This window comes from Vibrio sp. B1ASS3 (assembly GCF_905175355.1).
GTDB lineage: Bacteria > Pseudomonadota > Gammaproteobacteria > Enterobacterales > Vibrionaceae > Vibrio > Vibrio owensii.
Genome location: NZ_HG992743.1, coordinates 1,683,492 through 1,707,492, shown reverse-complemented (window position 1 = coordinate 1,707,492; position 24,001 = coordinate 1,683,492). Strand labels below are relative to the sequence as shown.

Sequence of the window (24,001 nt, the reverse complement as noted above, 5' to 3'; positions counted from 1 at the left end):
TTTACACCTAAAAACAAGTGGTTAGATGCGTTTATCGTTTTGGTGTGGAAAATGGCCACACCAATAAGGAATCGGATACTGTAATGTATACCGTGTTCAACACTTACTTACCACTCATAAATGAGTAAACTGTTAAATAGTCATGACAACAATTGTTTGATCGTTAGCGGTGCGTCTGTGACCTTCAGTCTTTGAGCAGCAGTAAGTCCTTGCTTATCCTGATAGCACAAATTATGCCAAGCTCTGAATATATCTAAAAGAGGCAATATCCCGGCAGGTCGTAATTTGCGACGTGGCTCGTTGATGAAGCTCTCAAACAGCAATTGGAAGCGGTTTTGATAGAACTGAATGTGACGTGTTGTTGCCACATTAAACCAGGCTTCTGGCTCGTTTTTATCGCCAGCTAAATAGCAAATACCCTTGTTGCACTCATACTGGCTAGAAATCGCCCAGCGATCTCGCCACCAACTCATGTAGGCAATGTCTACTTTGCCAAATGGCGCATTCATGTCCCAAATCGCGTCCTCTTCTACGTACATCAGATCCACATTTTTCTCTTGGATACGAGACAAACAAACGCTCAACGCAGCAGAGCGGAGCAGGGGATCTTGAGGCATGTAAATAGAAACGCGCTTCTCAGGGCAGCACATATCTAGCACATGAAGATAGTGCGCGTAAGAAGTGTATGGTGGACGAATCAAAGCGCCTTTGGATGGGTAATGGAACACCGAAAGGTTACCCAAAGGATCCTCAACGTTGCCACGCGCCAGAATGGTTTGATATTTCTGATCGATGCGCTCACGCAGTTTCTTAGACGGTGCTGGTGGCGGTTCACTCGCTTCTGCTGTGTATTCTTGCGAGACAAAGCGAGACACTTCATCGTATGGGTTGTGATCCAGTGTAGCGACTGGCTCATCATCTGAAGAGTAGTTCACATGCTGACAAAGAATGTAACCCGAATGTGCTTCACCTGAAGCGATCCAGTAAACGCCATTATTGCTGTTTGGCTGCAGCGCGACGTAGTTTGATGCGAGCTCATAATGCTCAGCGTGGTTTACCCAACGTGCATCAATCGTCGCCAGTTTGCGTCTGCAACGGCTAGCGATGTGGTCAACATGATCGTAAAAGGTTTTTGGGTTGATGCTGAGTTTACGGCAGATTTCACGAACGGAATAACCAGTAAACAACAAGCCCATCAAATTCTCTTGGAATTGAAGCTTTTTGTTGGCACCAGACCATTTATCGACAAAAGTACTTTGGCACACTTTGCAACGGTAACGTTGGCGATCGCCACTGTAACCGAAAGCGTGATAGAGGTGTTTATGAGTATGGACAGAAAGCCCAAAGTTATCGCAGTCATCGTTGCGACAAGCAGGTAACCCGTCACTGTGGACGTGACGCAGACGATGAAGTTCGTTCACTACATCGCGGTTATTAAGTAAGGGGGGGAAAGCTCCACACTCACGGCATACCATCGCCGGACGTTTAGGGTTAGCATGTTGCAAAACGTATCGCTTTGCATCACTCAATCCAAAGTTGTCACACGCCAATGTTTTACAAAAGTTGAGTTGTAACCCATCTGCGTCCCTTGGCAGTTCGCCGTTAGACACAATCGCCCCCTCGGGATAATTCTTGCAGCCGGTCAGGCCCCGGCTGCTATTTACTACTTAGGTGTTTCTTAGATGTTGATTGCTGTTTCTAGAGCAACTTTCATCATGTCGTTGAACGACTTTTGACGCTCTTCAGAGCTTAGTTTTTCGCCACGGATGATGTGGTCAGAAACTGTCAGGATAGTTAGAGCTTTCGCGCCTAGGTCTGCAGCAACGCCGTAGATACCAGCCGCTTCCATGTCTACACCTAGGATGCCTAGTTTTTCCATTTTCTCGAACAGGTCTGCTTCTGGTGTGTAGAACAGGTCTGCAGAGAAAACGTTACCAACTTTAACTGGTACTTCTTGAGCACGTGCTTGGTTAACCGCTTCTTCTAGAAGAGCGTAGTCAGCGATTGCAGCGAAGTCGTGGTTGTTGAAACGGATACGGTTAACTTTTGAGTCTGTAGATGCACCCATACCGATAACAACGTCCATTAGTTTCACGTCGTCACGTACTGCACCACAGCTACCTACACGGATAACGTTTTTCACGCCGTACTCAGCGATCAGTTCGTGTACGTAGATACAGCAAGATGGGATACCCATACCGTGGCCCATTACAGAAACTTTCTTGCCTTTGTAAGTGCCAGTAAAGCCGAACATGTTGCGAACGTCACAAACTTGTTTCACATCTTCTAGGAACGTTTCTGCGATGTATTTAGCGCGCAACGGGTCGCCTGGCATTAGAACTGTTTCAGCGAAATCACCTGGTTGTGCGTTAATGTGTGGGGTTGCCATAAGTGCTCTCCAAAGTTTTGTTCAGGTAAAACGCATCAATTATAGAATGCTATTACCAATTCTGTTGAACTTGTTCGTTTTCGTTGAGGCCATAATATCGGGACAGGGTAAGGGGACTTGAGAGTTAAGTCACAAAACGGTCGGTTTTAGTGTTTAAATATTCTGTTGATAACTAAATCTGTTGAAAGCAAAAAGGCAATCGATTTGCTTTTGAGCAGTTTGTCGATTGCGCGCACAAATTCTTCCTTTCTTAGCCTAAATTTTTTCTGAAATCGTGCTGATCGAATTCCTATATAAGTGAGTAAAACGGTTAAATTGTACAATTTATTTTCTTGTACAATCTGGAAAGGCTTGCTATAAGTTATACAACAAAACATTTTGTATAGGGATGCGTCATCATGGAATCGTCAATCAAAGTAGGTATCAGCTCTTGTGTGTTAGGTGAACGTGTACGTTTCGACTCTGGGCACAAAATCAGCAACTTCGTTACTAAAGAATTAGATGGGTACTTCAGCTTCGTGCCTGTATGCCCGGAAGTCGGTGTTGGCATGACAGTGCCTCGCCCAACCATTCGCCTAGTGAGCAACGAAGAGCGTATTGCATTGGTCGAAACAAAGAATCCCGAAAACGATCATACCGATAAAATGCTGACGTACTCGGAAAACAAAGTGAACGAGCTCCAAGGGGAACAGCTGTGTGGCTACATCGTATGTGCTAAGTCTCCAACTTGCGGCATGGAACGTGTGAAGGTTTACAGCAAGAACAGTGCTGCGAAAGAAGGCATTGGCTTGTACACCAAAACTTTGATGGAAAAAATGCCGTGGTTACCAGTAGAAGAAGATGGTCGCCTAAATGACCCTGTATTGAAAGAGAACTTCATTACTCGCGTTTACTGCTTGAACGACTTTTATGAGTCGATGGGCGGCGAGGCAACCCGTGGCAAGATCATCGAGTTTCATTCACGTTACAAGCTAACACTAATGGCGCACCACCCAGAATCTTACCGTTCTCTAGGGCGATTGGTGGCTGATGTTGCGAACTATGAAATCGAAGACTTCTACAACGAATATCGCCTTGGCCTGATGAAGGCATTGCAAAACCGAGCGAGTCGTAAAAATAACACCAACGTGTTGATGCACTTACAAGGCTACTTTAAGCGTTCGCTGAACAGTGATGAAAAAGCAGAGTTAGCGACGGTTATCAGTGACTACCGAACTGGCCTGTTACCATTGCTTGCCCCGTTAACCTTAATTAAGCACTATCTCAATGCGTACCCAGATGAGTACCTACAAAAACAAAAATATTTAGAACCATACCCGCAGGAGATGAGACTACGTTATGGATTGTAGCCAAGAAGAAAAACTATACGCAATTAGAGATGTATCAGAGTTGACGGGCGTAAAACCCGTCACCCTGAGAGCTTGGCAAAGACGCTATAACTTGATTCAACCTCAGAGAACAGAAAAAGGCCATCGCCTATACCGCCAACAAGACCTAGATACGATCCGTGAGATCCAAGGGTGGCTTGCTAAGGGTGTGGCGATTGGCAAAGTTAAGGGATTATTGGGTCAAGACTCCGATGTTGACGTCGCGTCTGACGTTCAGCGTTTGGAAGAAGCCGAAGCCGTGCTGAAAGCCCTGTCCGAACTCAACCGTGGCAAAACGGAAACCTTGTTATCTGGTGTATTAAAGGAATACCCCCTTAACATTGTTATAGAACAGCTGATAAACCCAGTTTTCGAAGCGTTAGACTTAGTGAAAGTGTCGCAGCGTTCCCTGCAACTGGGGCTATTCCAAACCTGTTTGATCACCCGATTGGCATTGGTTGTCGATTCTGAAAACAAAGCGTCTTCAAAAGGTAAATGTTTGCTGCTCAGTTTTGACCAAGCACGTGATTTAGAAAGTTGGGTTCAAGCAGCAAAACTGTGTGAACAGGGCTATCACATTACTTTGATCGATAAAGTAGAAGACGTTTCTGGTTTGATTGACCATGACGTGCTCTCTCGTTATCAACTCGTCCACTTCTTCTCAAACAAAGCACTACCTATAAAGCAAGTGGAAGTGCTAACCACGTTGCGAACGCAGCTTCCAGAAAAGATTCAGTTTTCTGAAGTGATAGAAAAGCTGCACTTTGCTGCCTAAAAATACCCTCGTAAGGAGACGACATGATTCTGGTTTGGTTTCGACGTGACCTAAGAACGCTAGACCACACAGCGCTTAAGGCTGCTCTCGATTCTGGGCAGCCTGTTGTTGCCGGTTTTGTTGCAACGCCAGAGCAATGGCAAGAACACCACATGGCACCCATGCAGGCGGATCTCATTGCACGACGTTTGACGTATCTTGAAGAAGAGCTTGCTGAGCTGAATATCCCGCTTCTGTACAAAGAAGTACCCAAATTTTCCGACGTGGCTGAGGTCATTAAGGGGTGGGCATTATCATTAAACGCAGAAAGCGTCATGGCGAACATCCATTACGAGGTCAATGAACAAGCGCTAGACCGGGAGGTTTCAGAGGTTCTTGCTAAAAGCGACGTCACGTTCGAAGCTTTCCACGACAAATGTGTTCATGCGCCAACCACGGTATTAAACAAGCAAGGTGAATACTTCAAGGTATTCACGCCATTCAAGCGTGCTTGGTTGTTGAAATTCCAAATGCCAATGGTGTCCAAACCACAACCGCAAGCCGAGCTGTCCAAAGATGTGCTTCAGACAGTCGAAGCAGATCTTTATCATGCCGATGTGCCTTTTTCTTACCCACGCGAATCCAGCGAACGTTGGCACGCCTCAACCACAGATATTGTTCAACAACTGAGAGAGTTCGCCCGGGAGCGCAGCGATGCGTATCAAGCAGAGAGAGACCTTCCTGCTGTCGATGGCACGAGTCAGTTATCTCCGTATCTCGCAATTGGCGCGCTGTCGCCAAGACAATGTATCGCAAGGCTTTATGCAGAAAATCCACTTCCTGATCTCACCGAAGGGAAAGCCACTTGGTTGAGTGAAATTATCTGGCGAGAGTTTTACCAACATTTATTGGTGTTTGAACCAAAGCTTGTTAGAGGAAAGGGCTTTATTCCATGGGAAGAGAAGATTCAATGGTCTTATGATGAGCAAGCTTTCGAACGCTGGAAAACAGGCATAACAGGGTACCCTATTGTTGATGCTGCAATGCGCCAACTGAACATGACGGGTTGGATGCACAATCGTCTACGCATGGTTGTAGCGAGCTTCTTAACTAAAGACCTGCATATCGACTGGCGTTGGGGAGAGGCATACTTCATGAGTAAGCTGGTGGATGGCGATTTCGCTGCCAACAATGGTGGATGGCAATGGTCGGCGTCCACGGGCTGTGATGGGCAACCTTATTTCCGAATCTTCAACCCTATCAGTCAGGGCGAAAAGTTTGACTCTGATGGCACCTTTGTCCGCCATTGGGTACCGGAAATTAAAGAGGTACCGAATAAGTTTATTCATAACCCTTGGCTATGGAGTGGTTTTAATTTACTGGATTATCACAAGCCGATGGTTGATCACAAGGTGGAAAGAGAGATAACCTTACGGCTCTTCAAAAACGCCAAGGAATAGAGAGAGATGCCTAGCAAGAAGCGTCCAATGAGTATCGCTAAACGAACCCTGTTGTCTGTATCGCTATCTTTAGTGAGTGGTTTGTCATTCGCAAAGATGTACGAATTGCCGGAGGACGGGGCGCGCGTCATAGGCCGCATGGAAAACCATGTGGTTGAACAAGGCGAAACCATGGCAAACATTGCTAAGCAGTACGATGTTGGCATGCTGGCGTTAATGGCGGCTAACAAAGGCGTGGACCCTTTTCTACCAAAAGAAGGCCACGTTCTGACTATTCCTACTCAGCTTATTCTCCCAGACGTTCCCCACAAAGGCATCGTTATTAACTTGGCGGAGCTGCGTCTTTACTACTTTCCGGCTAAAGAAAATGTGGTTCATGTATTCCCGGTAGGTATTGGCCGTATTGGTCGAGACACGCCAGAGATGACAACGAGCATCAGCCAGAAGCGTCCAAACCCAACCTGGACACCACCTTCATCGATTCGTGCGGAATACAAGGCGAAGGGCATTGATCTACCTGCAGTTGTGCCAGCTGGGCCTGATAACCCACTCGGTATGTTTGCGCTGCGCTTGGCGTATGGTCATGGTGAGTACTTGATCCACGGTACTAACAAGGACTTTGGTATTGGTATGCGTGTAAGTGCGGGTTGTATTCGTATGGACCCTAACGACATCGAGTGGCTATTCGACAAAGTACGTCGTGGCGAAAAAGTGAAGATCATCAATCAGCCGGTTAAAGTCACGCTAGAACCAGACCGCAGTGTATTTGTTGAGGCGCATGAACCATTGACTCGCAGTAACGGCGAGAAAGATCACTTACAAATTCCACAAGAGTTGAATTGGTGGTTGGATGAATATGGGATGACGAATGCGAAAGCTAAAGCAACGATTGCTGCTCAGAATGGTGTTCCAGTAGAAATAACCGCGCCTTAACAAGCGTTAAAGCGCGGAATCACATCTTACTTAGTGTAAGACTGAGCGATGTTGTCGATACGCTCGTTAGCACGTGCAGCTTCTTCTTGAGCTGCCATAGCTGCGTCGTTAGACTTTTGAACGTCAGATTGTAGAGACTGAACGTCTTGGCTTAGTTGGCTAACTTGGTTGCTTAGTTCGTCTAGTTTAGTAGCTGTTGCTGCTTCGTCAGAAGAAGCACAACCTGCTAGTAGAAGTACTGAAGTTGCTGCAGCTGCGATCAACGTTTTGTTCATTTTAGAACTCCTTGCCTATAGTTAAATTCCTACGCTATACGTTTTGTGTCATATAGTCATAGTGGTAAATGTGAATACATTCTATCAGTACATGATGTAGCAAAAGTCAAAAAAATCCAAGGATTTCATAGAGTACCTGATACGGACGCTAACCTTTAGTTTACATAAGTGAGCGTTTACTCACCTTTAACGCCAGTATCGGGTAGTACAGCAGCTCTTTTACCACGTCCCTGATATCAATAATTTAGACGAAATTTACACAAATGAAAGTTTCTTAGATGAATCTTTATTTTTTCTAATGGAATTAGTTTGTGTGATCTCTATCTATACTCCTATGATTTGCGGTATTATATCGAGCTTTTATTTTTTGCTGCGTTAGAGCGGAAACGACACTGAAAAAGCGCTCAAACGATGACTATTTATTGGAGAATACTTTGCAATTTAAAGATCTAGGCCTAGACAACCGATTGTTGAAGAACCTAAAACACTACGATTTCAAAAAAGCGACTGACATTCAGAAGCAGGCGATTCCTGTTGCGATTGCAGGCAAGGATCTATTGGCATCTTCGAAAACGGGTTCGGGTAAGACTTTGGCGTTTGTATTACCAATGCTTCACAAGTCACTAAAGACGAAGTCGTTTTCTGCAAAAGACCCTCGTGCAGTCATCCTTGCTCCTACGCGTGAGCTAGCAAAACAAGTATATGGCGAGCTTCGTTCAATGCTTGGTGGTCTGAGTTATGACGCAGCATTGATTCTTGGTGGTGAGAACTTTAACGATCAGGTAAAAGCGCTACGCCGCTACCCGAAGTTCATCGTGGCAACGCCAGGACGTTTGGCTGACCACCTAGAGCATCGTTCTCTGTTTCTTGATGGTTTGGAAACGCTGATTCTAGATGAAGCTGACCGTATGCTCGATCTAGGTTTTGCACCAGAGCTTCGTCGTATCCACAAAGCGGCGAAGCACCGTCGTCGTCAAACTCTGATGTTCTCTGCAACGCTCGACCACGCAGAAGTCAATGACATTGCATCAGAGATGCTGAATGCACCAAAACGTATTGCTATCGGCGTATCAAACGAAGAGCACAAAGACATCACTCAAAAATTCTACTTGTGTGATCACCTAGATCATAAAGAAGCGATCCTTGAGCGTGTTCTTGAAGAAGCAGAATACCGTCAGGTGATCATCTTTACTGCAACTCGTGATGACACTGAGCGTCTAACGAACAAGCTGAATGAGAAGAAGCTTAAAGCGGTCGCGCTGAGCGGTAACTTAAACCAGACTCAACGTAACACCATCATGAGTCAGTTTGAGCGTGCTGTATTTAAGATTCTAGTAACGACAGACGTTGCATCTCGTGGTCTTGATATCGCAACAGTAACGCACGTTATCAACTTCGATATGCCGAAGCACACAGAAGAATACGTGCACCGTGTTGGTCGTACTGGTCGTGCGGGTAACAAAGGTGACGCAGTGTCTCTTGTTGGCCCTAAAGACTGGGACAGCTTTAAGCGTGTTGAAACTTACCTACAGCAAGATTTGAACTTCTCTGTATTTGAAGATTTAAGGGTAGATTCAAGGGCTTGAAACCACGTAAACCTGATTTCCGTGGTAAGAAGACAGAAACCAAAAAAGCACGCCCACAAGCGAAAAAAGTCGCGAAGAAACCTGCTAAGCGTGATAAAGGTTTCTACCAAAACGTGGCAGTGGGTGAAAACGTGTTTATCCCTAAGAAAAAGCCAGCGGAACCAAAAGCTGAAGATTAATCTTCAACTCAGCGCTAGAGGTTAACTGAATTCAAATCCGAGCTTACGAGCTCGGATTTTTTTATATCTGAAATTTGCCTTCTCACGGGCTATTGTTTAGCTGTTCTAAACAAGGGTTAAATAGTCTTTGATTTTTCTGAACGCCAATTTTGCATAGCATAGGTTTCCAGAAGAGGAGACAAAATATGTATCAAGAAGAACAGTGGTTAGAAGACATCGATCTGAGCCTTACAGAACAACAGTGCAAATCGTTAGGTTGGGGAAAGAAAGGCGTCTGGGTTGAGATGTTGACGTTTCTCTGCGTAGCGTTGGTGAGTTGTACTTTAGTACACAATCGCGGAGGCTCACATGATTACTGAAAAGTCTCAAATGGGTGAATTGATTAAATCGGTTGTTTTTTCCTCCCTCTATTTTGTTGGATTTCTTGCTTTACTTTGGGTTGTAACTAGTCATCTTTTCTAGTTTTTCTACCTCTTTTGAGCTACTGACTAAAGTAAAAAAGTTACCCTCGTCACCTTCTTCAGGTGACGTTTTCATTTCTAGATTCTTAATTGCATAGCAATAGATGACTTATCTAACAATAGCTTTGCATAACAGTGCATTCATCCATGATTTAAACGTTTGGCATAATAAAAACCGATAAAAATGTCACGAAAACATGTAAATGATAATTGATCTCATTTTTATTTAAAGGCAGAATACGCGACATAATATTAATCCTATAAATAGTTGTGCCATTTATATGAAATTTAGTCATGTTTTTTTGGGGCTTTTAGTCACCTCTATGCCCAGTGTTGCCTCGGATAACTTTGATTGGCTGAGAGACGATTCCAGACAAGATGAGCGAGTCCTTTCTTACCTCAAGCAACAGAACCAAAAAACAGAACAATTTCAGAAACGCTATGACGAGATTACCCAAAATCTGTTGAGTCAATGGGAATCCATGGCAGCAGAAAAAGGCGAGAAGCCTTGGGCGATTAAAAACGGTCAAGAATGGAATCTCACTCCTCGACAAGGCAACTTTGTTTTGCTTTCGCGGGCTGATAGCAGCGCGCAAGAGAAAGTGGTTTACGATTTCTCTTCTCGCCAAGAAGAACGTCAATACTTCCAAATTGGTCAATGGCGTATTCAAGACGACTCTTTGTGGTTTACAGAAGATATTGATGGCAGCGAGCAGTACCGTGCTGTGTTGGTTGATCTAAAGAGTGGTGCAGCACGCGAGCTTATCAGCAACATTGATAATGGGGTTCTGCTCTCACCAAATGGCAAGTTTGCTTTCGCTGTCTCAAAAGAAGCGAAAACTCAACGTCCTTACCAAATCGTGCGAATTAACACTCAAACCAATGAGCAGAAAGTACTTTGGCAAGAGGACAAGACCGATTGGCTCATGTCTTTTTATCCCTCAGCCGACGCGCGTTTCGCACTGGTACAAAGTAACAATGAATCGACCACCGAACAAAAGATCCTAGACCTTGATTCTGGAGAGCTAACGGCCTCGCTACGTAAACCGGAATCCGGTGTGGAGTATTATGCAGATGTTGCTCAAGACAGAGTCTTTATCAACAGCAATCTTAATGGTCAGTTTGGTTTGTTTGAAACAGCGATGCCCGAGAAACATGCGGACACTGTTGAGTCTAATTGGAAGTCTTTCTTACGCTCACAAAATGGCGTAGAACAATTTTACTTGTACGATGCGGGACTTGTGGCATTAACCAAGCAAGATAATCAAACGACAATCTCGGTTTACTCTTATGATGGCAAGGAGAAAAAATCTCTTCCGTTAGAGTCGGAAGGTCGCGTTGCTTGGTTGAGCACTCTTGGTGATTACCGCTCTAACAAAATCCGCATTCGTAGTATGTCGATGACGACACCGCCGTTGTGGGAAGAGTTTGATGTTAAAGCACTGACAAAGACAAATCTCTCGCAAGATGTTTATCACGGCTTCTCTAGCCAAGATTATGTTTCTCAACGCATTATGGTCAAAAGTCATGGTGTGGAAGTGCCGGTTTCTCTTGCTTATCGCAAAGATAAGCTCAGCGACAACGCTCCTGTTGTGCTGTACGGCTATGGCGCTTACGGATTTACCATGAAACCTTACTTCATGCCTCAAACCGTGAGCTTACTAGATCAAGGCGTTATCTACGCGATAGCGCATGTTCGTGGTGGCGGTTACTTTGGTGCTGACTGGCACGAGCAAGGCCGAGGCGTTCTTAAAGCTAACTCTATCAATGATTTCACGGCAGCTGCGCAAGCACTTAAACACTTTGATGGTGGTGAACGTGATGTCTACGCGATTGGATCGAGTGCTGGTGGCACTTTAGTTGCCGGCTCGATCAACCAAGCTCCTGACTTGTTTGCTGGCGCGGTGATGAAGGTTCCGTTTGTCGATGTCGTTGCTAGCATGTCCGATACGACGTTACCACTTACCGCACAACAATATGGAGAATGGGGGAATCCGACACTCCCAGAGCAGCTCAAAGCGATGCAAGCTTATGATCCTATTCTCAATATCCACAAAGACGCTTACCCACCCATGTTGGTTCAAATCGGATTAAACGACCAACGTTTGCCTTATTGGGAAGGCGCGAAGTATCTCGCTCAAATTTCGTCGACCAGTGAATCGACAGGCCCTTATTTGTTGCAAAACGGATTTTCACTCTGGCCACCGCATGGATCCAAGGCAGGCGAGAGAGCAACAAGCGAAGGAATACGCATTTCTACTATCACTAATTAAGACATCTAAAGCGGAGCAGTAAATGAAGCTTACCCCAGTGTCAGCGGCAGTACTTTCGGTACTTGCTGCCAGTCAAGTGCACGCCGAATCTAAGGTTTTCTCAATGGAAGAGGTGGTTGTAACCGCCAATAAAATCGATCAGCCATTGTCAAAAGTGGCAGGTAGTGTCGCGGTTATCACAAACGAGCAAATCGAAGAACGAGGCGAAACCGAGCTTTATGACGTGCTGCGTAACGAACCTGGTGTAAGCGTGACGGGCGGTGCAGGACGTCCGCAAAACATTACCATCCGTGGTATGACAGGTAACCGCATTATGATCGTTCGTGATGGCATTCGTTCTGCGGATGGCTTCGGTGCGAATGACATTAATGATGCAGTTGGGCGAGATACTTTTGATTTATCCAATTTTGAATCGCTGCAAATCATTAAAGGTGCAAGCTCTTCGGTGCATGGCTCTGGCGCGATCGGCGGTGTGGTGATTTTAGAATCCAGTAAGCCGGGTGATTTCTTAAAAGACAAAGACTTCTACACCGATGTTTCCGGTACTTACACCGATATCAGCAACAAGTACAAAGGTACGAGTAACCTAGCTTTCCGCTCCGGTGATACAGAGAGTTTGTTTAATGTTTCATACTGGCAAGGGCAAGAGACACGTAACTTTGATGAAGATTTGTATAACCGCGACCTAGATGGTTACAGCGGTGCTTATACGATCAACCACTTTTTCAATGAAGAGGTGATGTTGAAAGCCAAAGCGGAACTCTACACTCAGAATCAAGAGCGTTTGGAGGGGGCACCGTCCATTCAACCTGATGGCATCTGGCACATTGAAGACTTTGCTGAAGATGAAACCTCCGAAGAGTACAGCGCTTACATTGGTGCAGAGGTGACACCGATTAATCCAACTTGGTTCGAAGAGTTGGATACCAAAGTTTACTGGCGTCACACCGAAGTCGTGGAAGACACCAACCGTTTAATGCGCCAAGTGGATCACAATGGTTTGATCACCAAGCGTCGCGAACTGGAATATAAAACCTTCATTGACGAGACAATTGGCTTCCGTGGTGACTTCACCAATACGATTTATGCAGCAAATGCAGAGCACCAATTGGCTTACGGTGTCGAGCTGTCTACTGACTACTACGAACGCACAGATAGCGATTCCAAGATTGATTGGAACGGCGTAACACCTTCGACCAAACAACCTTTCGCTCCTGCTCGTGCTTATAACATTGGTTTGTACGTTCGAGACATGGTGGAACTGGATAAATGGACCATCACAGGCGGCCTGCGCTTTGATGCGCACCGTTTAACGCCGGACGGTGAGGGAGAAGTAGGCGGCTTCCCATTAAAAGACATGGATAGCTCAGAGGTGTCTCCAAGCCTGTCGGTTTCTCGTGAAATGTTTGCCAACAACATCGTTTATGTGTCGTACAACCACGGTTACCGTGCTCCGGAATACGACAAAGCATATGGCTTCGTGAACCATGATTTCGTACCGCTAACGCCTTTTGTTATAGCACCTAACTTGGACCTAGAAGCTGAGACTTCGGACTCATTTGAAATCGGTAACAAGTTCGATAACGGTCGTGCGTATGTCTATGCGTCTGTGTTCTATAACAAGTTTGAAAACTTCATCGATGTTGTGACCACTGGCTTTGATTCAAGCACTGGTAATTACATCAAACAGTACCAAAACCTTGATGGCGTAGAGACGTATGGCGCAGAGCTTTCTGCGGGTTACGCGCTCACCAAACAATGGGACATCAGCATTAAGTTTGGCTACGTAGATGGCAAAGACGCGGAAGGCGAATACGTTCGAAGCATTACGCCATTCGAAGGTAACGCTCAACTGAAATACGCCAACCAAGACTTCAACGCTTACGTGGCTTGGAACTGGGCCGCTGCCATGGATCGCGTTCCTAAATGCCAGACCACGCTTGGCCTAGCGACAGAGTGCGCGCAGACAAGTGCGTGGAATACGTTTGATATTGGCGCAACTTACCACGTTTCCAAAGACCTTCGTGTTAGCGCAAACATCGTCAACCTGTTCGACAAAGAGTACATCCGATACCAAGACGTAGCGGGTATCGCTGAGGAAAGTAAGCGTTACTCAACTGAGCCTGGGCGCTACTTCACGCTGAATGCAAAATACGAATTCTAGGACGAAATCATGAAGCTAAAACCATTGGCGTTTTCACTGCTTATTGCTTGTACCCCTGCGGCGCAGGCTGCAGAGTGGGATTATCCTGCAACGGACTCTGTGGTAACGAATGAAGCGCAAGCGAAAACTTATCTAGACAGCCACTACTCAGAAGCGGGCGAGTTTAAGTTCCGTTACAAAACCCAGTCTCAGCTTGGTGAGCATTACAATTTTGATGTTTGGGTAAACGGTGAATATCAAGCACAGCGTGCCCTAGTAGTAACAACCGATAAAAATCATCACGTTGTGCGAGTGTTTAAGAGCCTTGACGATACGATCATTCGTAACGGTAAACCAACGGTTGCAATGGAATTGGAATCGCCTCGCCAACTGCAAGCACAAGAGCCACCGGCTTTGAGCTCTGGAAGTTTGGTTGATGTTGAGGTTTCTTTATTCAACCCAGATCTTCGTACCATGCAACAGCAAGCGGCACCAGAATCGACGTGGTCAGCACTATCCGATTACCCTCAGCCGATAGAGTACGTAACCAAGTCGATTGAGGTTTTACAGTCCGGCGGTAAGTTCTATCTCTCTAACCCAAGATTGAAGCAAGTGGATGCGACGGGCTTATTTGCAGCCCCAGAACCTGGTGAAGCGCCTGTACTCGATACGTTGGACTTTCTCAGCGCGGAAGGGGTTCAAGCATTTGACAATGTTGATGAGATGCAAAGCACCGAGTTTGGTGACAATGCGTTCCCACAGTTGATGGCTTTTTATCATCTTGATAGCTTGATCCAATATCTGACAAGCCTGACTTACGACTTGTTTGATGAACCGCTTCGTTTTGACGCTCGCGGTTTATCAAAAGATAACTCTACTTACTATTACGGTCCGAAAGCTCTCATGCTGGGTGTCGGTGGTGTTTCTCCGGATGCAGTCGATGCTGATGTCGTGATACATGAGCTCGGGCATGGCATTCATTACCAAATCGTACCGGATTGGGCGTACGGTCACACTGGTGCTATCGCAGAAGGTTTTGCTGATTACTGGGCGGGCAGCGCGAGCTACCGCACTCAATATTTGGATGCTTCGCGTCGTGGTCAAGAATTCGAGTTAGATACGGTGTTCAACTGGGACGGTGTGTTCGGAACACGCAAAACAACTCGCAGCTTATGGAACCAAAGAGCGCGTTACTTCGAGGGCTCAGAGTATCCAGCGCACGTCAGTGTGGGCGGTGAACTAGGCGACGAGCTATGGTCAACGCCACTGTTCCAAGCGCTTAAAGCATCGGTTGAACGATACGGTGATGATACCGATAACGTGTTCCGTGAGTTTGACGCCATTGTTCTTGAAGGCATGTATGGCATTGGTCGTGGCGTGAAAATGCATGATCTGGCGGAATCGACCGTGTTTGCCGCAAACACCTTGTTCCCAAATAAAGATTACGCCCTATTCCTGACGGATAGCTTCAACAAACACAACTTACTTAAAGCGCCTCTTCGCGTTCGCTATGACGCTCGATACATCGCACAAGGTCAAGAAGTTGGTGTGAGCCTGAGCCAAACTGGCCGCGAAGCGAGCATCAAAGGGCAATGGCAGCTAAACAACGCATCCGTTTTCGACTTTGATGAAACGCTTTCTGATTCGACCTCAATGAAGGTGGCGTTACCAAGCGGTCTGACGTGTGGTACGCAATTCGATTCCTCTATTTCATTGGATTACCAATTTGCTGAAGGCCTAAAGACTCACCAGTGGAATGAAAAGGTGATGTTGGTTAATGGTACGCCAGAGCTCGATATCCAGCCTCAATCAGTGAATTCCGCTTTGCCGGAGCAGGGCGACAGACTGTTCTCGCAGACGCTATCGGACAAGTCACGCACGATTGATGATTCGTTCGCGGTTTACCTGAACATCGAACATGACTCACTGCAGGATCTGCAAGTGACGCTTGTGTCTCCACAAGGTAAATCGGTCGTGCTACTTAGCCATCAATCAAGCAATACCAATGGATTTAAAGGTTACTTCACAGCTCAGTATGACGAGGAGTTACAAGCACTTGTCGGTCAACCGAGTTGGGGTACTTGGCGTCTCGAAGTGTCTGACCGCTTGTCAGGGAACTCTGGGGTGTTGAAAGAGTGGGGTGTGAGTCACTTTGCTCAGTATCAGTGCAGTGCTGATACCACTAAAGAAAGCAGTGGTGGTGGTTCAGGTGGCAGTGGCTCGCCTTGGACTTTGTTAGGGCTTTTCCTGCTTTCAATGGTGAGAGTGATTCGCTCTCGTTAATTAAAATCAAAAGAAGATAAAATCTATGAAGTTTCAATATTCTTTCGTTGCTATGTCACTAGCCCTAGCTGGCTGTGGCGGTGGTTCTGGTGATGATACGTCGGCACCGACCTATGATGTAGCTGGCACCATCGTTTCTGCAGGTACACTTCTTGATACGCCAGTGTGCATCGATTTAAACCAAAACTACGTTTGTGATACGACTGAACCGAGCACTAAAACGGATAATGCCGGTAAATTTAGCCTGACTTCAAGCAATAAAAACGTACTAACCAGCACCATTCTTGCTCAAGTTGATCAAGGTTCGAACCAAACGTTGCGTCTTGCGGCTCCGGGCCAAAATTTAGCAACGGGTAACACGGTTAATGGTGTAACAACGTTGCTCGCAGGTCTTGTGGTTGACGGTAAAACCGTTGCTCAAGCTGAAGAGATCGTGAAAGCGCAACTCACCGATGCCGGCGTTTCTCTGTCTGGTACGGTAATGTCTAACGCAGAAACCAGCGAGCTAGATAAGCTAGAGCAAAACACGGTTGCGCTATTAGCTGCGATGCAACCACAACAAATGACCAAAGGCGTAGCGTTGCTTGCTCAAAGTCTTAGCTTCCAAGGTAAATCGTTGGCCTCTGATCTTCTGTCTGAAGCGGAAGTGAGTGCATTTGCTGAAGAAATTGCAGCGGTTGCTGAACAAACGGTTGGTAGCAACGATACGGGTGCCGTTCTTCATTTTGCTGATGGCGCAGCAGATGTTGCTGAGGTTCAAGCTTCTTACCCTGGTCAAGATGCGGAATACGGCTTCGACAAAGAGGACAAGCAAACGTCGACAGGCGCGGGCTTTAAGTTCGTTAAGCTAGATTCACAAGGTGCTGCTTTAGCTGCAGATGCGACTGGGTGGGCTTGTACTATGGACGAGCGTACTGGTCTTGTTTGGGAAAACAAGAGTGCGGATGCGAGCTCGGTTCAATTTAAAGATCGTACATTCGTGTATGAGTCAGCAACATTCAAACCGTATTACGAAGATCTTGAAGTCGTTGGTTGTGTGGATGCTGCTGATGGCATCTGTTCAACAAGCCAATATGTTGAACATATAAACAAGCAATCACTATGTGGCATTAGTGACTGGCGCCTACCAACATACCAAGAGTTTTACGATGTTCTCGACTTAGGTGAGACAGAGAAAGATGCTGACGGCAATGTCTATGGTATGACGACAGCTTACTTCCCTCAACAGGGCAAGGGCAGCCCAGATGTTGAATCAGGTGCTATTTGGCTAAGTGATTTCACATTTAACAATTACTCTAGTTTTAACTACGAAGGTGCGCTTCAGTTTGCAGTAGTTGCTACGAAAGGCGCTGACCGTGGTTATGTCAGCTTTGTAGAAATTTATTCTGACAAAGTGGAGCGTGACACAGGCACGTCATACCAATTCCCAATCCGTCTAGTAGCAGTAAAGGGCCAATAAGATGAAGAAACTAATCACCGCGCTATCTCTTATGTTGGCTTCTCAAGTAGCCATGGCGGCACAAGAATGTTCCACTGATTTTGGAAAAACAGCGCCTAACTCTCGTTACACCTACTCTGATGCTGGGACGGTAACTGACTTAAAAACGGGCCTAACTTGGATGCGTTGTCCTGTTGGCTCAACGTGGAATGCAGCAAATGAAGCTTGTGACGGCGCTGCGACTAAAATGTCATGGCAGCTAGCGCTATCAACCGCTGAGCAAATCCGCAATGAATCGGGTAACCATGCTTTGCATGACTTCGCTGGCAAAAAGAATTGGCGCTTACCAAACATTAAGGAGTTGGTCGCGCTGACGGAGCGTGCTTGCCACAGCCCTGCGATGAACGGCACTGCATTCGCAAGTGGTTACACGCTAGAAGTGGGTGACTATGCAGGTTACATTTGGAGTAACACTCCGAACGGCGATGGTTCAAACGTCATGGTGTTTGATTCAGTGAATGGTGAGGTTTACAACTGGAGCCCACTAGAGCCAACGAACACTTTCTCTGTTCTATTGGTCACTGACGAAGAATAATCACACAGTTGGATTTTCTCTAATCCAGATATTAAAAAGCTCCGCCAGTGCGGCAATGTAGTTCACTTAAGCGGAGTTGCTTTGCGATTAACAGGATATCGGGTCTTTGATATTTTTACCGCCCTAGGCCGATTAGGCTTAGGGCGTTTGTCTATAAAGAGGATGGATAAATCTCCCCTGAGACTCTTTAAACGCTTAGGTGTATTGCCTGGCGATATCGCTTTACTCATCACCTTCAGTTGGCTCGCTATAAACTGACAAGCATATTTAAAGCTAATTTCATTCGGCATTCTTCCATGCTCAACCGCGGCCTGACTCGCTTCACGTCTTACTAAGTTATAACCAAGCAACAGCCCCCAGAGTTCTTGATAAACAAGGTCTACTGTTTTGCTGCGTAATACTAAGGTATTGTGTTGCATTGAGCTTTTGATATCACGATAACCCAATTCGATTTCCCAACGCTCGTGGTAGAGTTTGGCTACTGCCTTCGCGTCGTAGTTTGTTCTAGGAAGGGAGGTAAAAACGGTTTTCTGCTTACCTTGTACTTCGTAGGTCACCGCTCTGACTTGCCATTTCTCAGGTAAGCTAGGGTTCTTTTTGCGAGCTTGCGGAGAGACTTTCATTTCTATGAGCATGTCATTACTTTCTTCTTCATCTAGAAGTGTGTATTTCAGCCCCTTCCTTGCCTGTCTCTTATACACAAATCCCCAAGCTTATAGCTTGGGGATTTTTTTGAACTCTTTAACGTGTGTGCGCTCTGATCACTTAAGAATCCTTACTGAAACACTAAGATGACACACTCAGACGCTAAACTTTGGGCACAAGAACAATTTGGACAAGCACAACTTAAAGACCCTCGAAGAACACAACGCCTCATCAGTTTAGCGACTTCCATTGCTAATCAACCAGAGTCTCCGTGGCTAAACTTCCTTTTTCCCGCCGATATGGAAGGGGCATATCGCTTTATCCGCAATGAAAACATCGATGCAAAAGACATCGCTGAAGCAGGTTTTCAATCAACGGTATCTCGAGCTAACGAGCATGAGGAATTACTCGCGCTTGAAGATACAACAACGCTCTGTTTTCCTCATCGAAGTATAAAAGATGAACTCGGGCACACGAATCAAGGCGACAGAATTCGAGCTCTCCATGTACATTCGACGTTACTTTTTGCACCACAAAGTCAGACCATTGTTGGTCTTATAGAGCAACAACGATGGAGCCGAGATATTACTAAGCGTGGGCAAAAGCACCAACACGCGACTCGTCCTTACGAGGAGAAAGAGAGTTACAAATGGGAGCAAGCTTCTCGCCGTGTCGTTGAGCGCCTAGGGGATAAGATGTTAGATGTTATCTCGGTCTGTGACCGAGAAGCTGACCTATTCGAATACTTAACTTATAAACGTCAACATCAGCAGCGTTTTGTCGTTCGTTCAATGCAAAGCCGCTGTCTAGAAGAGCACGCTCAAAAGCTTTACGACTATGCGCAAGCGTTACCAAGCGTCCAGACAAAAGAGCTTACCATCCCCCAAAAAGGAGGAAGAAAAGCGAGAGATGTAAATCTTGATGTTAAATATGGTCAGGTGACATTAAAGGCTCCAGCAAACAAAAGGAGCACGCAGGCATACCTGTTTATTATGTTGGTTGCCTTGAGCAAGGGACATCAAAAGACAAGTTAGCATGGCACCTCTTGACGTCGGAGCCAGTAAACAACGCTGAAGACGCCATGAGAATTATCGGTTATTACGAGCGTCGATGGCTGATTGAAGACTTCCATAAAGTCTGGAAAAGTGAAGGTACGGATGTGGAGTCACTAAGACTCCAAAGTAAAGGTAACTTAGAGAGGTTAAGTGTCATCTATGCCTTTGTTGCGACACGTTTATTGGCGTTACGCTTCATTAAAGAGGTTGATGAGCTATCAACAGAAAGTTGTGAAAAGGTCTTGGGCAAAAAAGCTTGGAAGCTGCTGTGGTTGAAACTAGAAAGTAAGACGTTACCTAAAGAAACGCCGGATATGGGCTGGGCGTACAAGAATCTCGCTAAATTAGGCGGTTGGAAAGATACCAAGAGGACGGGCAGAGCTTCAATAAAGGCACTTTGGGAAGGATGGTTTAAACTACAAACCATCCTTGAAGGCTACGAACTCGCAATGTCTCTTGATCACTAGACTTGTGATCAAGAGACAGCTTCCTTGCTGGTATCAACCAATGCCTATTGATACCGCTATTTTGAAGAGAGAGAAGTAAGTCTGCACCGTAAAACCCTTTATCCAGTAACGTCACAGAGTTATCTGGCAAGGAGTCGATGAAGGGCATAGCAAGCGGGATTTCACCACGCCGATAGGGGCTTATAGCGGCGTCAACGATGACATGAGAGCGGACATTCATGATAGTCACAACTCTTAGCACTGGATGCGGTGTCTGTCTGTTGCTGGAGGTATTACCCGAGCCAAAGTGCTCTCTAAGTTCGGGGGTATCTGCGGTTCGAAAAAGAGCACCGTCTACAGCAAAAACTTGTAATCCTTGCCACGTATCATCACGGTATCGTTCAAGACCCCACGTCCGCCCACATTGTTTAAACAACCACTCTGGTGCAGCTCTACCTAAACGTTGTCTTGCCTGAGTTAAAGCACTTTTTGCTAATAACTCTTCATCGGCTAAGCCATCCGCACAGACATTCATTCTTCGTGCAACTTCGGCAATAGGTTCATTACGGAAGAAGGCCATGCCGACAATTAACCACAAGACCATGTCACTTGGTAGCCGACGTCGGCGAATAGTCGCCTTATCAGAAAGACTAGCTGCCTTAACAACCCATTCATCTGGGATATGTTCAGAGAAAGTGGTGAGTTGAGCTACATCAACAGGATTTTCTTCGAGGAAATCGGCAAAACAGTTTTGGATAGACATAAAAAATCGGAAGCCTAGAAACAGGCTTCCGATTATCTCTCAGCAGAAGGATCGGTCAACCGATCCTTATCTGATCTACATTGCGCCAGTGCGGAGCTTTTTTCTTTTCTAACCTTTGAAACTTATCGTCTTGAGCAGAGTGTTTAAACTTGGAACTGCTTAAGTTGGTGCTTTTGGTTTTCTGCTAAGCCAGACAGCTCTTGCGCCGCCGCGGCTGATTGAGTGATACCAGTAACGTTTTGGCTCACTAATTCATAGATGGTGCTCAGGTTGTTGTTGATGTCCGACGTTACTTGCTTTTGTTCTTCAGAAGCGGTCGCAACTTGGGTGTTGATTGCATTCAAATCTGAAATTGCGCTGTTGATGTCACTCAGTGAACGACTTACTTCTGCAGCAAGCGCTTGGTTGTCTTCTAACATGGCTAAGCTTGAATGCATGCTTTCATTTGCGTGGCCAGACTGCTGCTGTAGCTCTTCAATGATGGTTTGGATCTCTTTGGTTGATTCTTGAGTTCTCGCTGCCAGCATACGCACTTCGTCAGCAACCACGGCAAAGCCTCGACCACTTTCACCCGCTCGTGCTGCTTCAATCGCCGCATTCAAAGCAAGTAGGTTGGTTTGCTCAGAGATGCTCTCAATAACCTCAATCACTTTACCAATCTGCTCGGACTGATCTTTAAGCGACGTTACGACGTGTGCGGCTTCATTCAGTTGATCCGCCATTTTGGTACTCGCGCGCGTGCTTTCTTCAAACATGCTTAAGCTTTGAGAAGTCAGCTTACTTGCTTCATTTGAAGCGTTATCCGCTTGTTGTGCATTACTTGAAACCTCAGCCGCTGTGGATTCAAGTTGATTAATTGCAGACGCAACCTGTTCGACTTCTTGCTTCTCTTGATCGGAGTTTGCACTGCTTTGCGTCATCACGGTTGCCAGTTCAGTCGACGCTGATGCAACGTCTTCACTGATTCGAACCAGAGAATCGACCGTACCACGAAGCTGGTAGATGGTTTGGTTTACGTCATGCGCCAGTTGTGAGACTTCGTTCTTGCCTACTTCGTCTGCTTCTACCAACAAGTTGCCTTTTGCGACTTCTCGCATGGTTTCTTGCAGGTTACGGATTGGGGCCACAATGTAGCTCGCCAATAGCCAACTGATCAAAGAAGCAACAGAAAGAATAATCACCAGAGAGACCGTGCTGTAGGTCAATGTGGTGGAGTGAAGAACACCGTTTTCTTCGACTTCGTCAGTAACGATTTGATTGAGCTTCTTAGACAAGTTGTCGATAGCGTTGATCATCGCTTCACCAGCAAGGCGGTATTGACCCATTGCGGTTTCATACTCTCGGTCAAAATCGGACGTGGTGTAATCAGAAGAATGCTTCGTATTAAGAAGTGGCGTCATGGTGACACGAGTAAAATCGACGTAATGATTCATGGCATCGCGCATGGCGTTCACTTCCGTTTGAATGCCTTCAATTTGGTCGATGGAGTTGAGGAATTCTCGGTTGGTTGTCTGACGTTGTTGTAATTGTTGGTTAAGTGTTTTGACATCTTCAGCCCTGAAGAGACTGTAGATTGCCTTAATGCGCATCGCGTAAGTGTTGTCTACGATGGAGCTTAACTCTTCTTTATGCACGATAAGGTTATTGGTGGAAACCGTCACCTTGTCGAATGCTTGTTCTAACTTTCCTATGCCTATGCTCAAACCGACGATGAGAAGTATGACAGTAAAAAGTACGGGCACGAAAACCTGTGACTTAATAGACAGCGTACTAAGTAATTGACGCATGATTGACCCTCTAAAGATTGGAACTATTATCATTTTTGTAAATAAAGCAACCCGATTCTAATTAATAGGCTTGATATATCAATCATTTAACGATGTTTATTTGTTATGAAATATATTAAAAGCGATGTACTTAGCATTTTGTTATAACCAAATCATTGCAAAGTATTTTGAGCTCGAAAGTAAATAAAGTTTGATTGCCGATTTATTAAGCAGAAATGACAACGTGTCATAGAGCTTTCAACTAAGTGAAACACAACTGTCATATTTGGATTCTAAAGTGAGCACCGTTCAAGTGAAACACAACGGCAATAAGGCCACTTAAAGGAAATTGTGATGAAAAAGACAGTAATCGGTGCAATCGCACTTCTAGGCGCAATGGCAGTGACTCCTGTTTCTGCTAAAGAAACTATCTCTGCAGTGGGTTCTAGCAGCGTAACTCCACTGATGGAAGTTTTCTCTGAAACATACATGAAGACAAACCCGAACGTATTTATCGAAGTTCAAGGCCCTGGTTCATCTGCAGGTGTTAAAGCAGCGAAGAACGGTTCTGCTGACCTAGGCATGTCTTCTCGTAACCTAAAAGATTCTGAAAAAGAGCCAACGCTAAAAGAAGAAGCAGTTGCTCTAGACGGTATCGCAGTTGTTGTAAACCCACAAAACAAACTTACTGGCCTTACAGCTGAGCAAGTTACTGCAATCTACAAAGGTGAAGTAACAAACTGGAAAGACGTTGGCGGTGCAGACAAGCCAATCGTTGCTATCACTCGTGACACGGCTTCTGGTACTCGTGGCGCATTCGAAGACATCATGTCTCTAAAAATGAAGATTTCTGGTAAAAAAGTTTCTGCAATCTCTCAACGTGCTCAAGTTGCTAACGGTAACGGCGCACTGAAGACAATGGTTGCTTCTAACCCATACGCAATCGGCTACATCTCTCTAGGTACGGTTGATTCATCTGTAAACGCACTTCCAATTGATGGCATCCAAGCTTCTGTAGACAACGTGAAGAACGGTTCTTACAAAGTTGCTCGTCCATTCCTTGTTCTTTACAAAGAAGGCAAGCCATCAGCTGAAACTCAAAAATTCCTAGACTGGATGCTAACTGACGAAGCGCAAGCGCTAGTTGACCAAAAAGGTTACATCTCAGTTAACTAATCCTATCGGGACTC

14 protein-coding genes and 5 pseudogenes are annotated in these 24,001 nt (G+C 45.7%); 13 read left to right on the top strand and 6 right to left on the bottom strand.

All coding sequences use genetic code 11. From position 1 onward, the window contains the following. Positions 1 to 140: 140 nt before the first annotated feature. Positions 141 to 1,610: a lactate dehydrogenase gene (locus KJB05_RS25860; protein ID WP_078608903.1), complete on the bottom strand. Its 1,470-nt coding sequence runs from the start codon at positions 1,608 to 1,610 to the stop codon at positions 141 to 143. A gap of 68 nt (positions 1,611 to 1,678) precedes the next feature. Further along, positions 1,679 to 2,389, bottom strand: coding sequence for a purine-nucleoside phosphorylase (gene deoD, locus KJB05_RS25855; RefSeq protein ID WP_208445314.1), 711 nt, complete (start codon positions 2,387 to 2,389; stop codon positions 1,679 to 1,681). A gap of 398 nt (positions 2,390 to 2,787) precedes the next feature. Between deoD and KJB05_RS25850 the strand changes: the two genes are divergently transcribed. The 4 genes from KJB05_RS25850 to KJB05_RS25835 are packed head-to-tail and all read left to right on the top strand — an operon-like array spanning position 2,788 to position 6,903. After that, positions 2,788 to 3,738 carry a DUF523 and DUF1722 domain-containing protein gene (locus KJB05_RS25850; RefSeq protein WP_045479718.1) on the top strand — a complete coding sequence of 317 codons (951 nt, stop codon included), beginning with the start codon at positions 2,788 to 2,790 and terminating at the stop codon, positions 3,736 to 3,738. Beyond that, on the top strand, positions 3,728 to 4,531 hold the full coding sequence (locus KJB05_RS25845) for a MerR family transcriptional regulator (RefSeq protein ID WP_208445315.1): 804 nt from the start codon (positions 3,728 to 3,730) through the stop codon (positions 4,529 to 4,531). Before KJB05_RS25850 ends, KJB05_RS25845 begins: the two co-directional genes overlap by 11 nt. A 23-nt stretch (positions 4,532 to 4,554) precedes the next feature. Beyond that, on the top strand, positions 4,555 to 5,970 hold the full coding sequence (phrB, locus tag KJB05_RS25840) for a deoxyribodipyrimidine photo-lyase (protein ID WP_208445316.1): 1,416 nt from the start codon (positions 4,555 to 4,557) through the stop codon (positions 5,968 to 5,970). 6 nt (positions 5,971 to 5,976) lie between these two features. Next, positions 5,977 to 6,903, top strand: coding sequence for a L,D-transpeptidase family protein (locus tag KJB05_RS25835; protein ID WP_005441098.1), 927 nt, complete (start codon positions 5,977 to 5,979; stop codon positions 6,901 to 6,903). Positions 6,904 to 6,929: 26 nt separating this feature from the next. On the opposite strand, the gene KJB05_RS25830 is transcribed toward KJB05_RS25835, so the two are convergent. Then, positions 6,930 to 7,178 (bottom strand): Lpp/OprI family alanine-zipper lipoprotein, encoded by a 249-nt coding sequence (locus tag KJB05_RS25830; RefSeq protein ID WP_005441096.1) that lies wholly within the window; start codon positions 7,176 to 7,178, stop codon positions 6,930 to 6,932. Positions 7,179 to 7,600: 422 nt separating this feature from the next. Here KJB05_RS25830 and KJB05_RS25825 point away from each other — a divergent pair. The 7 genes and pseudogenes from KJB05_RS25825 (at position 7,601) to KJB05_RS25795 (ending at position 18,136) form a co-directional block, all read left to right on the top strand. Beyond that, a pseudogene (locus tag KJB05_RS25825) lies at positions 7,601 to 8,943 on the top strand (DEAD/DEAH box helicase). A 185-nt stretch (positions 8,944 to 9,128) separates the two neighbouring features. Further along, on the top strand, positions 9,129 to 9,302 hold the full coding sequence (locus KJB05_RS25820) for a hypothetical protein (RefSeq protein ID WP_208445318.1): 174 nt from the start codon (positions 9,129 to 9,131) through the stop codon (positions 9,300 to 9,302). 383 nt (positions 9,303 to 9,685) lie between these two features. Beyond that, positions 9,686 to 11,699 (top strand): annotated as a pseudogene (locus KJB05_RS25815) (prolyl oligopeptidase family serine peptidase). Next, entirely contained in the window at positions 11,700 to 13,841 is a 2,142-nt protein-coding gene (locus KJB05_RS25810; RefSeq protein ID WP_208445319.1) for a TonB-dependent hemoglobin/transferrin/lactoferrin family receptor, read from the top strand. It abuts the pseudogene before it with no gap. 9 nt (positions 13,842 to 13,850) lie between these two features. Beyond that, positions 13,851 to 16,103: a proprotein convertase P-domain-containing protein gene (locus KJB05_RS25805; RefSeq protein ID WP_208445320.1), complete on the top strand. Its 2,253-nt coding sequence runs from the start codon at positions 13,851 to 13,853 to the stop codon at positions 16,101 to 16,103. Positions 16,104 to 16,128: 25 nt separating this feature from the next. Continuing rightward, the gene (locus KJB05_RS25800; RefSeq protein ID WP_208445321.1) at positions 16,129 to 17,562 is read left to right on the top strand and encodes a DUF1566 domain-containing protein; all 1,434 of its coding nucleotides are present in this window, start codon (positions 16,129 to 16,131) and stop codon (positions 17,560 to 17,562) included. A 1-nt stretch (position 17,563) separates the two neighbouring features. Continuing rightward, complete coding sequence (locus tag KJB05_RS25795) at positions 17,564 to 18,136, top strand: DUF1566 domain-containing protein (protein ID WP_208445322.1); 573 nt, start codon at positions 17,564 to 17,566, stop codon at positions 18,134 to 18,136. 62 nt (positions 18,137 to 18,198) lie between these two features. On the opposite strand, the pseudogene KJB05_RS25790 reads toward KJB05_RS25795, so the two are convergent. Next, a pseudogene (locus KJB05_RS25790) lies at positions 18,199 to 18,819 on the bottom strand (transposase); the annotation flags it as partial. 108 nt (positions 18,820 to 18,927) lie between these two features. Here KJB05_RS25790 and KJB05_RS25785 point away from each other — a divergent pair. Beyond that, positions 18,928 to 20,303: pseudogene (locus tag KJB05_RS25785) on the top strand (IS4 family transposase). Positions 20,304 to 20,322: 19 nt separating this feature from the next. On the opposite strand, the pseudogene KJB05_RS25780 reads toward KJB05_RS25785, so the two are convergent. Together KJB05_RS25780 and KJB05_RS25775 are read right to left on the bottom strand one after the other, a co-directional pair. Beyond that, positions 20,323 to 21,045: pseudogene (locus KJB05_RS25780) on the bottom strand (IS4 family transposase); the annotation flags it as partial. A gap of 143 nt (positions 21,046 to 21,188) precedes the next feature. Then, the gene (locus KJB05_RS25775) at positions 21,189 to 22,832 is read right to left on the bottom strand and encodes a methyl-accepting chemotaxis protein (protein ID WP_208446385.1); all 1,644 of its coding nucleotides are present in this window, start codon (positions 22,830 to 22,832) and stop codon (positions 21,189 to 21,191) included. A gap of 333 nt (positions 22,833 to 23,165) precedes the next feature. Between KJB05_RS25775 and KJB05_RS25770 the strand changes: the two genes are divergently transcribed. Next, the gene (locus KJB05_RS25770) at positions 23,166 to 23,987 is read left to right on the top strand and encodes a phosphate ABC transporter substrate-binding protein (RefSeq protein WP_005441064.1); all 822 of its coding nucleotides are present in this window, start codon (positions 23,166 to 23,168) and stop codon (positions 23,985 to 23,987) included. The last annotated feature ends 14 nt before the right edge of the window (positions 23,988 to 24,001 follow it).